Source organism: Rhodanobacter glycinis (assembly GCF_900114325.1).
GTDB classification, from domain to species: domain Bacteria; phylum Pseudomonadota; class Gammaproteobacteria; order Xanthomonadales; family Rhodanobacteraceae; genus Rhodanobacter_A; species Rhodanobacter_A glycinis.
Genome location: NZ_FOSR01000007.1, coordinates 109,848 through 121,833 on the forward strand (window position 1 = coordinate 109,848; position 11,986 = coordinate 121,833).

General features: G+C 64.9%; 12 protein-coding genes. 6 read left to right on the plus strand and 6 right to left on the minus strand.

Annotated elements, in window-relative coordinates; all coding sequences use genetic code 11:
- Positions 1-102: 102 nt before the first annotated feature.
- Positions 103-1,095, plus strand: a complete 993-nt coding sequence (locus tag BMY90_RS09405; RefSeq protein WP_008209762.1) for a LysR family transcriptional regulator — start codon at positions 103-105, stop codon at positions 1,093-1,095.
- 15 nt (positions 1,096-1,110) lie between these two features.
- Here BMY90_RS09405 and BMY90_RS09410 read toward each other — a convergent pair whose 3' ends face one another.
- The gene (locus BMY90_RS09410) at positions 1,111-2,013 is read right to left on the minus strand and encodes a LysR family transcriptional regulator (protein ID WP_008209759.1); all 903 of its coding nucleotides are present in this window, start codon (positions 2,011-2,013) and stop codon (positions 1,111-1,113) included.
- Between the two features lie 111 nt (positions 2,014-2,124).
- On the opposite strand from BMY90_RS09410, the gene poxB reads away from it, so the two are divergent.
- Complete coding sequence (poxB, locus tag BMY90_RS09415) at positions 2,125-3,849, plus strand: ubiquinone-dependent pyruvate dehydrogenase (RefSeq protein WP_092703482.1); 1,725 nt, start codon at positions 2,125-2,127, stop codon at positions 3,847-3,849.
- Positions 3,850-3,901: 52 nt separating this feature from the next.
- On the opposite strand, the gene hflD is transcribed toward poxB, so the two are convergent.
- From hflD to BMY90_RS09430, 3 genes are read right to left on the minus strand one after another with little or no spacing between them, the layout of a single operon-like run.
- Positions 3,902-4,525 carry a high frequency lysogenization protein HflD gene (gene hflD, locus BMY90_RS09420; protein ID WP_008209756.1) on the minus strand — a complete coding sequence of 208 codons (624 nt, stop codon included), beginning with the start codon at positions 4,523-4,525 and terminating at the stop codon, positions 3,902-3,904.
- A 10-nt stretch (positions 4,526-4,535) separates the two neighbouring features.
- A complete protein-coding gene (gene mnmA, locus BMY90_RS09425; RefSeq protein WP_092703484.1) occupies positions 4,536-5,660 on the minus strand; it encodes a tRNA 2-thiouridine(34) synthase MnmA in 1,125 nt (374 codons plus the stop codon).
- Positions 5,657-6,175, minus strand: a complete 519-nt coding sequence (locus BMY90_RS09430; RefSeq protein WP_092703486.1) for an NUDIX hydrolase — start codon at positions 6,173-6,175, stop codon at positions 5,657-5,659. Before BMY90_RS09430 ends, mnmA begins: the two co-directional genes overlap by 4 nt.
- Before the next feature lie 86 nt (positions 6,176-6,261).
- Between BMY90_RS09430 and clpS the strand changes: the two genes are divergently transcribed.
- Positions 6,262-6,588 carry an ATP-dependent Clp protease adapter ClpS gene (gene clpS / locus BMY90_RS09435; RefSeq protein WP_008209752.1) on the plus strand — a complete coding sequence of 109 codons (327 nt, stop codon included), beginning with the start codon at positions 6,262-6,264 and terminating at the stop codon, positions 6,586-6,588.
- 60 nt (positions 6,589-6,648) lie between these two features.
- Positions 6,649-8,919 (plus strand): ATP-dependent Clp protease ATP-binding subunit ClpA, encoded by a 2,271-nt coding sequence (gene clpA, locus BMY90_RS09440; RefSeq protein WP_092703488.1) that lies wholly within the window; start codon positions 6,649-6,651, stop codon positions 8,917-8,919.
- 88 nt (positions 8,920-9,007) lie between these two features.
- On the opposite strand, the gene infA is transcribed toward clpA, so the two are convergent.
- On the minus strand, positions 9,008-9,226 hold the full coding sequence (infA, locus tag BMY90_RS09445) for a translation initiation factor IF-1 (RefSeq protein WP_008209748.1): 219 nt from the start codon (positions 9,224-9,226) through the stop codon (positions 9,008-9,010).
- Between the two features lie 118 nt (positions 9,227-9,344).
- Entirely contained in the window at positions 9,345-9,620 is a 276-nt protein-coding gene (locus tag BMY90_RS09450; RefSeq protein WP_092703490.1) for a polyhydroxyalkanoic acid system family protein, read from the minus strand.
- 250 nt (positions 9,621-9,870) lie between these two features.
- Between BMY90_RS09450 and BMY90_RS09455 the strand changes: the two genes are divergently transcribed.
- Positions 9,871-10,641 (plus strand): FHA domain-containing protein, encoded by a 771-nt coding sequence (locus BMY90_RS09455; protein WP_092703492.1) that lies wholly within the window; start codon positions 9,871-9,873, stop codon positions 10,639-10,641.
- Positions 10,642-10,895: 254 nt separating this feature from the next.
- Entirely contained in the window at positions 10,896-11,981 is a 1,086-nt protein-coding gene (serC, locus tag BMY90_RS09460) for a 3-phosphoserine/phosphohydroxythreonine transaminase (RefSeq protein ID WP_092703494.1), read from the plus strand.
- Positions 11,982-11,986: the final 5 nt, after the last annotated feature.

Genomic DNA, 11,986 nt, shown 5'->3' on the forward strand with positions numbered 1-11,986 from the left:
AACACCAATGCCGACCGGTAGACTGCATCATCGGCGGGCATGCGGTGGGTACACCGCATAGCATGGCGCCCCGGGCCATCACGCACAAACGCATTTCATGACATGCAGCATTCGATGATTTCGTTGACCCTTGCGGCCGTCTCGCTGCGTGACCTGGCGTTGGTGCAGGCCGTGCATCGTCACGGCAGCTTCAACAGTGCGGCACGCGCCATGCACATCAGTCCCTCCGGCTTGTCGCACCAGGTGCAGAAGGTGGAGCAGGCGTTGGGCACGCCGTTGTTCGAGCGCGGCGGGCGCAAGATCGTGCCCACGGCCGGCGGAAAGCGACTGCTGCTGCAGATCGATGCCGTGCTGGGCGCGGCCGAACTCCTGCAGCAGACCGCACGCAGTGGTGCGGTGGCGTTTGGCGGGGAATTGCGGCTGGGCGTGCCGGCGTCGCTGGGGCCGTATCTGTTGCCGCATCTGATCGGCCCGTTTCCGCAGCATTTTCCAGGCGCGCGCCTGAGCCTTTCCGAAGGCAAGCCGCGTGGCCTGCTGCGGCGTTTGCACGAGGGCGAGCTGGATGCGGTGCTGGCGCCACCGATGCAAGCGGCCAGCGGCATCGCGGTGCGGCCGTTGTTCTTCGAGCCGTGGGACCTGATGTTGCGGGCCGACCACGCGCTGGCCGGTCGCCGCCACGTGGCACTGGAGCAGCTCGATGCCGGCGATGCCACGCTGATGGCCGAAAACCATGCCGACGGCATGCCCGGCGATGGCACCGAGCATGGTCATGTGCAGGATGTCAGCCTGGAAAGCCTGGCCGCGCTGGTGGTGTTGCGTGGTGGTTATGCACTGGTGCCGGCGCTGGCACGGGAGCGGCTGGCATCGATTCCCGACATCACCCTGGCCAAGCTCAAGGGGCCGGGGCAGGGTCGTGAGATCGACCTGTACTGGCGCGAAGCCATGCCGTGGCGCGAGGACATTGCCGCCTTCGGCCATCTGCTGCTGACCTTGGCGGGTCAGCTGCCGGTACTGCGCAAGCTGGCACCGGCGAAGGCCGTCGAGAAGAAGACCGTCGGCAAGAAATCCGCAGCCAGGAAATCGGTCGGCAAGTAGCTTGCCGTCTGTCGTTCACCGGGATATTTCGCGCATCCCCAGCCGGGCCAGCGTGACGAAATGCTGCACGGCCGCCGAACGGTCATCGCGTCGGTAGGCGAGGGCGATCGGTGCACGCGGCATGTCGCCGACAATCGGCAGGTAGGTCACCTCGGGGCCGTTGATCCGGTTCACCGAGCGCGGTACCACGGAGACGCCGAAGCCGGCCTCGACCATCGGGATGATCGAGGATATCTGCGGCGCCGCCAGTCCCAGTTTCGGACTGAAGCCCGCACGATGGCAGGCGCCGACCACGGCGTCATAAAGCCCGTGCCCGATCTCGCGCGGAAACAGGATGAAGGTTTCCCCGGCCAGTGCCTCCAGCGAAATCGCCTCGGCCTTGACCGCGAGCGGATGCCGGTGTGGCAGCACGACCAGCATGTCCTCTTCCACCAGGGTTTCGACCACCAGTGCGTCATCGGCTTCGATGGGTGGGCGGATGAAGGCCAGGTCGATGGTGTTGGCGTGCAGGCCTTCGATCAGCGCCGGCGTATTGCTCTGCTCGGGCAGCAGTTGCACATCGGGGTGCTGTTCGCGATAGCTCTGGATCAGCGCCGGCACCCGTGGCTGGAAATAGGTGGCGCCGGCGAAACCCAGTCGCAAGCGTCCCGACTCGCCGCGTGCCAGTCGCAATACGTCGGTCTTGGCCTGCTCGACTTGCGCCATGATCGATTCGGCCCGTTCCAGCAGCAACTGGCCGGCCTCGGTCAGCTCGACCCCGCGCGACAGCCGGCGGAACAGGCGCACGCCCAGTTCCCGTTCCAGCTGGCGGATCTGCATGCTCAGCGGTGGTTGGCCGATCCCCAGGCGGGCGGCGGCGCGGGTGAAGTGACGTTCGGTCGCCACGGCGACGAAGTAGCGCAGATGCCGCAATTCCACGTTGTCTGGCCTTTGTTATTCTCGAAAATATATCGAATTCGATAATTCCATATATTAGACGACGATGGCTGGTCGGGCGCATAGTTTTTCCATTCCCCGCGGAGAACCGTCATGCCCAAGATCACGCTCGCCGACCAGATGGCCGCCACGCTCGCCCAGGCTGGCGTCAAACGCATCTGGGGCGTCACCGGCGACAGCCTCAATGGCCTCAACGACAGCCTGCGCCGCCTGAAAAGCATCGAGTGGATGCATGTGCGGCACGAAGAAGTGGCGGCTTTCGCTGCCGGTGCCGAAGCCGCCGTGACTGGCGAGCTGGCGGTGTGCGCCGGCAGTTGCGGTCCGGGCAACCTGCATCTCATCAACGGGCTGTTCGACTGTCACCGCAACCACGTGCCGGTGCTGGCGATCGCCGCGCACATCCCGTCCTCCGAGATCGGCCTGGAGTATTTCCAGGAAACCCATCCGCAGGAACTGTTCAAGGAATGCAGCCACTACGTCGAGCTGGTGACCAACCCGGCACAGATGCCGCAGGTGCTGCACCGGGCCATGCGCGCGGCGATCCTGCAGCGCGGCGTGGCCGTGGTGGTGATTCCCGGTGACGTGGCCTTGCAGGAAGCCGTGGCGCCGCTGGGCAACTGGCCCGCGCTGACGCCGCCAAGGATGCTGCCGAACGATGCCGATCTGGATCATCTGGCCGGCGTGCTGAACGACGGCGGCGCGGTCACCATTCTTTGCGGCAGCGGCTGTGCCGATGCACATGACGAAGTGGTGGCGTTGGCCGATGCGCTTGGCGCGCCCGTGGTGCACGCCCTGCGCGGCAAGGAATACGTTGAATGGGACAACCCCTTCAGCGTGGGCATGACCGGCTTCATCGGTTTCAGCTCGGGCTATCACGCGATGCTGAATTGCGACACCTTGCTGATGCTCGGCACCGATTTTCCATACCGGCATTTCTATCCGGGCAAGGCGAAGGTGGTGCAGGTCGATTGCGATCCCTCGGCGTTGGGGCGTCGCGCGCGGCTGGATCTGGGCGTGGTCGCCGATGTGGGCGAAACCGTGCGGGCCCTGCTGCCGCGGCTGCAGAAGCGGACCGATCGTCGCTTCCTCGAAACCGCCCGCAAGCATTACGTCGCCGCGCGCAAAGGGTTGGACGATCTGGCCGTGCCGTCGCCGGCGGGGCGGGCCATCCATCCGCAATACCTGACCCGGCTGGTCAACGAGATGGCGTCCGAGGATGCCATCTTCACCGCCGATGTAGGCACGCCGACGGTATGGGCTGCGCGCTACCTGCAGATGAATGGCCGGCGTCGCTTGCTGGGGTCGTTCAACCACGGCTCGATGGCCAACGCGATGCCGCAGGCGATCGGCGCGCAGGCGGCCTTCCCGCAGCGGCAGGTGATTTCGCTGTCAGGCGATGGCGGTTTCGCCATGTTGATGGGCGACTTCATCACGCTGGCTCAACTGAAGTTGCCGGTGAAGGTGATCGTCTACGACAACAGCTCGCTGGGCTTCGTGGCAATGGAGATGAAAGCCAACGGTTACCTGGATACCAATACCGATCTGGCGAATCCGGATTTTGCCGCGATGGCCAACGCGATGGGCGTGCTGGGCATCCGCGTCGAGGCCTCGGAAGACCTGGAGCCGGCACTGCGCCGTGCCTTCAATCACGATGGTCCGGTGCTGGTCGACGTGGTGACGGCGAAGCAGGAATTGGTGCTGCCGCCGAAGATCCAGTTGGAGCAGGCGCGTGGCTTCAGCCTGTACATGCTCAAGGCGATCATGAACGGGCGTGGCGACGAGGTGGTCGAGCTGGCCCAGACCAACTGGCGGCGTTGACGGCGCGCCGGCCGAGCCCGCAGGAGCGGGAATCGTGCCGAATCGAAAAGGCTCAGCCGTTGTCCAGCGTGGTGCCGGTGAGCAGGCCGCGAGCCAGCATGCTGCACTGGCGACGGTTCAGCAGAAACTGCCACTGGCGACCGCCGACCTGGCGCCACAACACTGCCGACCGCACCGCGGCCAGCAGGCTGGCGCGGACTTTTTCCACCACGGTCTCCTGTTGCAGCAGCTGCGGGTTGCCGGTGACCATCACGCGCGGTTTCAGCGTGGACAAAGTCGACGAATACACTGCGGCCAGCCGGCTGATCACCTGGGGCGAGTCTTGGCCGAAGTGGTCCACCTGCCTTTGCGCGGCGACGATGCCTTGTTGCAGTTGATCCAGCAGTTCGTGACGGGATGACAGGCTGCGTTCAAGTCGCATCACCGTGACTGCCATGCGCGTCACCGCCATGTCGCGGCCGTTTTCGTCGAGTTGCGCAATCAGCGTACGCAGGCCCAGCCGCACGCCGGAGACGTTGCCGTAGACGCCCACGACCGACGGCGCGTCGATGCGGAACACACTCTTCAGGCTGGCTTCCAGCGCTTGCTCGTCGCAGCGGCCTTCGTTGGCCAGTTGCTGCGCCAGCGCTGTGGCCTGGAACAGGCCGGCAACCGCGAGCACGCGCTCTTCATTCATGGCAAAGGCTTCAAACACCGTTGTGCTGCTCTCGTTCGTGTGGGGACAGGCCGCCGTAGGCGGCATCGGTGGCGGCAATCACGGCGCCACCCAGGCAGGCCTCGCCATCATAGAAGACTACCGATTGACCCGGGGTCACGGCACGTTGCGGCGTATCGAAGCGGACCTCGAGGCCACCATCGCACAGTTGCACCTCGCACGGCTGATCGGCCTGGCGATAGCGGGTCTTCGCTGTGCAGCGAAAGCGGTCCGCCGGAGCGTGGCCGGCCACCCAGCTGGGCGCTTCGGAGCGCAGGCGCTGCGAATTCAGCCAGTGGTTCTCGCCACCCTGGGCCACGTACAGCACATTGGCGGCGACATCCTTGCCGACCACGTACCAGGGTTCGCCACCGGCGTTCGTGCGGCCGCCGATGCCCAGGCCGTTGCGCTGGCCCAGGGTGTAATACATCACGCCCTGGTGCTCGCCCACCCGCAGTCCGTCTGGCGTGCGCATGTCGCCGGGCCGGGAGGGGATGTACTGCGCCAGGAAGCTGCGAAAGTCGCGCTCGCCGATGAAGCAGATACCGGTGGAGTCTTTCTTGGCATGGGTGGGCAGCGCCGCTTCGCGAGCCAGTTCGCGCACCCGGGATTTCTCGATTTCGCCGACCGGGAACAGCGTGGCCGCCAGTTGCGGCTGGCCCAGTGCGTGCAGGAAATAAGTCTGGTCCTTGGATGCGTCCACTGCGCGCAGCAGGCGGTATTCGCCACGGCGGCAATCGACGCGGGCGTAATGGCCGGTGGCGATCTTTTCCGCACCCAGCGCGCGTGCCTCGTCGAGGAAGGTCTTGAACTTGATCTCGCGATTGCACAGCACGTCGGGATTGGGCGTGCGGCCGGCGCGGTATTCGTCGAGGAAATGGGTGAACACACCATCCCAGTACTCGGCGGCAAAGTTGCGCGCATGGAACGGAATGCCCAGCCGGCCGCATACCGCCACGGCATCCTTGCGGTCGACATCGGTGGTACAGGGGCCGTTGCGGTCGTCCTCCTCCCAGTTCTGCATGAACAGGCCTTCGACCTCATGCCCGGCCTGTTGCAGCAGCAGCGCCGCGACGGAGGAGTCGACGCCGCCGGAAATGCCCAGCATCACCTTCATGGCGAGGCCGGATCGGGCAGCCAGTGCAGGGTGTCCAGCGGCAGGCGCGAACCGGCCAGCCAGGCGTCGATGCTCTGCAATACCAGCGGACTGCGCAGGCGATCGCCCAGTGCGGCGATTTCATCGCGGCTCAGCCAGAGCGCGCGGCGAATGCCAGTGTCCAGCGGTTGCGCCGGATCATGGCTGATCGCACGGGCGGCGAAGCTGAAACGCAGCACCGCGTCGCCGTGTTCGGTACTGCGCCACTGGTGCACGCCGACCAGGTGCTGCAGTTGTACCGTCCAACCGGTCTCTTCCAGGGTTTCACGCACGGCCGCCCGGGCCAGGCTTTCGCCATCGTCCAGGTGCCCTGCGGGTTGGTTGTAGGCGAGGCGGCCGTTCACTTCCTCTTCGACCATCAGGTAGCGTGCGCCGTCCGCGACGATGCAGGCGACGGTGACATGCGGGCGCCAGCGTTCGCTGGCAGGGGAAAGTGGGCTGGACACGGTGGGGAGGGGGGCTGGAAAAGACGTCATTGTGCCATCACCTTCAAGCCGTTGCCGGCGCGGGAGCGAATCCGGCGCGGCGTATAATCGACATCGAAATATCTTCCAGAGGCAACATGGCTCACGAACCCGACCACGAGCATGACCACGAGCGCGGCCTGGCTGTCGAAACCTCGCGCCCCGAGGTCATGCGCCCGCCGTTGTTCCAGGTGGTGCTGCTCAATGACGATTTCACCCCGATGGACTTCGTGGTCGAGGTATTGCGCGGGTTTTTCGCGCTGGACCAGGAACAGGCGGTCCAGGTGATGCTGCACGTGCATACCCGCGGCAAGGGGGTGTGCGGCGTGTTTACCCGCGAGGTGGCCGAGACCAAGGTGACCCAGGTCAACGAATATTCACGCTCCCATCAGCACCCTTTGTTGTGCACTATGGAAAAGCTCTGATCGACCCCATTTCGGGGACAACGGGCAACGCCCTCGCCATTTGCAACGGAGAAGGTCCGAATGTTCAGCAAGGATCTCGAAGTCACCATCGGTCAGTGCTACAAGCAGGCACGCGAACAGCGCCACGAATTCATGACCGTGGAGCACCTGCTGTTGGCGCTTACCGAGAATCAATCCGCGCTTGGCGCATTGCGCGCCTGCGGCGCCGACCTGCCGCGGCTGTCGGCCGAGCTCGAGAAGATCATCGCCGAGACCGTGCCGGTATTGCCGCACGGTGACGAGCGCGATACGCAGCCCACGCTGGGTTTCCAGCGCGTGCTGCAGCGGGCGGTCTATCACGTGCAATCCTCCGGGCGGAAGGAGGTCACCGGGGCGAACGTGCTGGTGGCGATCTTCGGCGAAAAGGATTCGCATGCGGTGTATTTCCTGCACCAGCAGGAGATCACCCGGCTCGACGTGGTCAATTACATCTCGCACGGCATCGCCAAGATCGGCGACGAGCCGGCCGCCGGTGTCGCCGGTGGCGAGCGCGAGGGCGAGGAAGGCGGCGAGTCCAAGGGCAATCCCCTGGTCGAATACGCCAGCAACCTCAACGAGTTGGCGCTGGAAGGCAAGATCGATCCGCTGATCGGCCGTGCCGACGAGATCGAACGCACCATCCAGGTGTTGTGCCGCCGGCGCAAGAACAATCCGCTGTATGTCGGCGAGGCCGGCGTGGGCAAGACCGCGCTGGCCGAAGGGCTGGCCAAGCGCATCGTCGACGGCGAGGTGCCCGAGGTGCTGGAAAGCGCCACGATCTGGTCGCTGGACCTGGGCGCGCTGGTGGCCGGCACCAAGTATCGCGGCGACTTCGAGAAGCGGCTGAAGGCCGTCATCGCCCAGTTGAAGAAGCAGCCGGGCGCGATCCTGTTCATCGACGAGATTCATACCATCATCGGCGCGGGTTCCGCGTCGGGCGGCACCATGGATGCGTCGAACCTGATCAAGCCGATGCTGGCGTCGGGCGAGCTGCGCTGCATCGGTTCGACCACGTTCCAGGAATTCCGCGGCATCTTCGAGAAGGACCGCGCGCTGGCGCGGCGCTTCCAGAAGATCGACGTAGTGGAACCCACCGTGATGGACAGTATCGAGATCCTCAAGGGCCTGCGTTCGCGCTTCGAGGAACACCACAACGTGGTCTATACCAACGAGGCGTTGAGGGCGGCAGTGGATCTTTCGGTGAAGCACATCCCCGACCGCCTGCTGCCGGACAAGGCCATCGACGTCATCGACGAGGCAGGTGCGCGCCAGCGGCTGCTGCCGGAAGACGAGCGCACTGGCCGGGTCGACGTGCCCGAGGTGGAGTACATCGTCGCCAAGATGGCACGCATTCCGGCCAAGCAGGTGTCGGCTTCGGATCGCGATGTGCTGAAGAACCTGGAGCGCAACCTGAAAATGGTGGTGTTCGGACAGGACCCGGCGATCGAGGCGCTGGCTGCCTCGATCAAGATGGCGCGCTCCGGCCTGGCCGATCCGTCCAAGCCGATCGGCAGCTTCCTGCTCGCAGGTCCCACCGGCGTGGGCAAGACCGAAGTCACCAAGCAACTGGCGATGCAGCTGGGCATCGAGATGATCCGCTTCGACATGTCCGAATACATGGAGGCGCATTCGGTCTCGCGGCTGGTCGGCGCCCCTCCGGGTTACGTCGGATTCGACCAGGGCGGCCTGCTGACCGAGGCCGTCACCAAGCATCCGCATGCGGTGCTGCTGCTGGACGAGATCGAGAAGGCGCATCCGGATGTCTTCAACGTGCTGCTGCAGATCATGGATCGCGGCGTGCTCACCGACACCAACGGTCGCGAGGCGAATTTCAAGAACGTGATCGTGGTGATGACCACCAATGCCGGTGCGGTCCAGGCCTCGCGGCGCAGTATCGGCTTCGTGGAGCAGAGCCACGTCACCGACGCCATGGAAGTGATCCGCCGCACCTTCACGCCGGAGTTCCGCAACCGGCTGGATGCGATCATCCAGTTCGGCGCGCTGGACTTCGAGCACATCCTGCGTGTGGTGGACAAGTTCCTGATCGAGCTGGAGGCACAACTGGCGGACAAGCACGTCGCGCTGGACGTGGACGCCGATGCCCGCCACTGGCTCGCCGAGCACGGCTTCGACCCGCAGATGGGCGCGCGCCCGATGGCGCGGGTGATCCAGGAAAAGGTGAAACGCGCACTGGCCGACGAGCTGCTGTTCGGCAAGCTGTCCGAAGGCGGCAAGGTGATGCTTGGCGTGAAGGACGGCGAACTGCAGGTGCGCACCGAGGCGGCGGAAAAACTGCCGGCGGTGGTGGAATAGCCGGCGGGAGCGGTGGCGCTCCCAAACGCCGGGCAACACAAAAGGGCCGCGCGATGCGCGGCCCTTTTGTTTCGATGCGTACCCGCCGTTACTTCATGCGGTAGGTGATGCGGCCCTTGGTCAGGTCGTATGGAGTCATCTCGATCTTGACCTTGTCGCCGGTCAGGATGCGGATGTAATGCTTGCGCATGCGGCCGGAAATATGGGCAATGACCACGTGCCCGTTTTCCAGTTGCACACGGAACATGGTATTGGGCAGGGTCTCAAGGACCGTGCCTTCCATTTCGATGACGTCGTCTTTGGCCATGTGTTCCCAAGGGTTCGCGCACAGCCGTCGTGGCTGCGTAAGCCGTCGATTATGCCACGTTCCGGCGTCTGGTTAAAGATTCGTCAGAAGACCCGTTTCCAGGGCGCAAGACGGGCTTTCAGGCGAAATGCTCGTCCAGCTTGCGCTGGATCTCCTGTTCCACCATGCCCTTGAGCGGTGCCAGCATCAGGCCGAGCTCGGCGTTGACGCGAATCTCGTTGGCGGCCACCGCGATGCTGCCCTTCACGCCGGAGCGTGAAAAATTCAGCGTATCGCCTTGCCACTGGCTGGTCATGCCGAATTTTTCCTGCATGCGGCTGCCCACCTTGTCGACGATGGCGCGGGCTTCGGCCAGGGGCAGGGCATGGGGGCGGCGGATGTCGATACTGGGCATGGCGGGGCTTCGATGCGAAAAGTGTCGACATGATACGGGAGCCGGCATGGCGAGGTGCCGGCTTTCTGGCCGTTATCTGTCGGGTTTGGGCCGACCGGTTTGCCGTGGCGGTAGTGCGGTGCGTGTTTCCGTCGTTTTGCTCGCCAGGGAACCACGATGGCTCGGCGAATCGTCGACAGTCCGGCCTCGCGCCTCGACCACCAAAGCCCGGCAGGCTGCTAAAGTTCGCTGATCAGGTATCGGCCCGTCCATGCGCATCCAGTTTCCCCACTCCGCCCGTGAATCGTTCCCGTGGACGCAGCCACAATTGCGTATCGGCAGCGCACCGGACAACGATCTGGTGCTGGCTGCCGATCAGGCCAATCCGCACCATCTGCACATCCAGCAGGATCATCGGGGGCTGGTGCTGCAGGTGTTGCCGTCGGCTGGCCGCATCTATGTGAACGCGCGACCGGTACGTGAGCGAGCCATCCTGCGGGCGGGCGACATGCTCAGCGTGGGAACGTGTCGCATGCTGTTGAGCGCCGATGACGAAGTCGTCCACGACCTTCCGCCCGTATCCGAGCGGCAGCGCTGCACGGTGGCGCTGCGGGCGGTCGCAGGTCCGCTGTCCGGTCGCGTGCTGCCGTTGCGCGACCGGCTGGAGTTGGGGCCGGGAGGCCACTTGCCGCTGGAGTTGCCGCAGGACGAATCCACCGCGCTGTACATTTCCTGGCGCGATGGCCATTTGTTGCTGGAAGGTGGGGCGCAAGCTTCAACGCGTTACCCGCTGCGTCTCAATGGCAGGGTCGTGCAAACGGCGCGGTTGTCGCCCGGTGACCAGATCGGCGTGGCCATGCATCGCTTCGTGATCGATGCCCCCGGCATGCGCCCGGAGCCCGAGATCGTGATGCCGGAACCGCCTGCGCCGAAGCGTTTGCCCGAAGACGAGGCTGGCCCGCGTGGCGAGGTGTGGTGGCTGATCGCCACCGCCGCGGTGATTGCCCTGGGCATTGCCCTGGTGTTGCTGGTTCGTTTCTAGGAGCGTGGGCGGTAGAAACTTTCGAGGCGAAAAAGTGGCTGCGTGAGGACAGATTTTCGACGATTCGCCGGCCCATAGTGGTTCTATGGGCCAAGAAGCGATGGAAATATGGACCACGCAGGCGCTTTTGCAGCCCGGAAGATTTCTGCCGCCCACGCTCCTGGGCCGCTATCGGGCTTGTGCCGAATGGCCATTGACGACCGGTTGCTGCGGCGCGGCATAATGCGCTGAACGCAGCCACGGGAAGTCGAACGGTGAGTCAGGTCTGGAATTTCAGTGCGGGCCCGGCGGCCCTGCCGCCTCCGGTACTCGAGCGCGCGCAGCGCGAGTTGCTGGACTGGAACGGCAGTGGCGCATCGGTGATGGAGCAGTCGCATCGCGGCAAGCGCTTCATCGCGATGGCCGAACGGGTCGAGGCCGATCTGCGCGAACTGCTGGCCATTCCTGCCGACTATGCCGTGCTGTTCCTGCAAGGCGGTGCCACCCAGCATTTCGCCCAGATTCCGATGAACCTGGCGGGCGAGGGCGACAGCGCCGACTACGTCGTCAACGGCCATTGGGGCGCGAAGGCGGCCGGTGAGGCCGCGCCTTATGTTCGCGTCAACGTGGCGGCCAGCAGCCAGGCCGACAATTATCTGCGGCTGCCGCCACGCGAAAGCTGGCAGCTCGATCCGCGCGCAGCCTACGTGCACTACACGCCGAACGAGACCATCCACGGCGTGGAATACCATGACGTACCTGTGGTGGGCGACGTGCCGCTGGTGGCGGACATGTCCTCGAACATCCTGTCCGAACCGCTCGACGTGTCGCGCTTCGGGCTGATCTATGCCGGTGCGCAGAAGAACATCGGGCCCTCCGGGCTGGTGTTGATGATCGTGCGTCGCGATCTGCTGGAACGCAGCTCGCGGCCGATGGCGCGGATCTTCCGCTATGCCGAGCACGCCGCCGCGGCATCCATGCTCAACACCCCCAACACCTGGGGCTGGTATCTGGCCGGGCTCACCTTCGAGTGGCTGAAAGAGCAGGGCGGCGTGGCGGCCATGGGTGAGCGCAACCGGGCCAAGGCCGAAAAGCTGTATGCGGCGATCGACGGCTCCGGTGGCTATTACCGCAACCCGGTCGATCCGGCCGCGCGCTCGCGCATGAATGTGCCATTCACCCTGCACGACAGTGCGCTCGATGCCGATTTCCTGAAGGAATCCGAGGCGGCCGGCCTGATGGCATTGAAGGGCCACAAGGCGCTCGGTGGCATGCGTGCCTCGCTGTACAACGCAGTGCCGCTGGCCGCGGTGGATGCACTGGTGGCGTTCATGGGTGACTTCGCGCGCCGGCACGGCTGAAACTT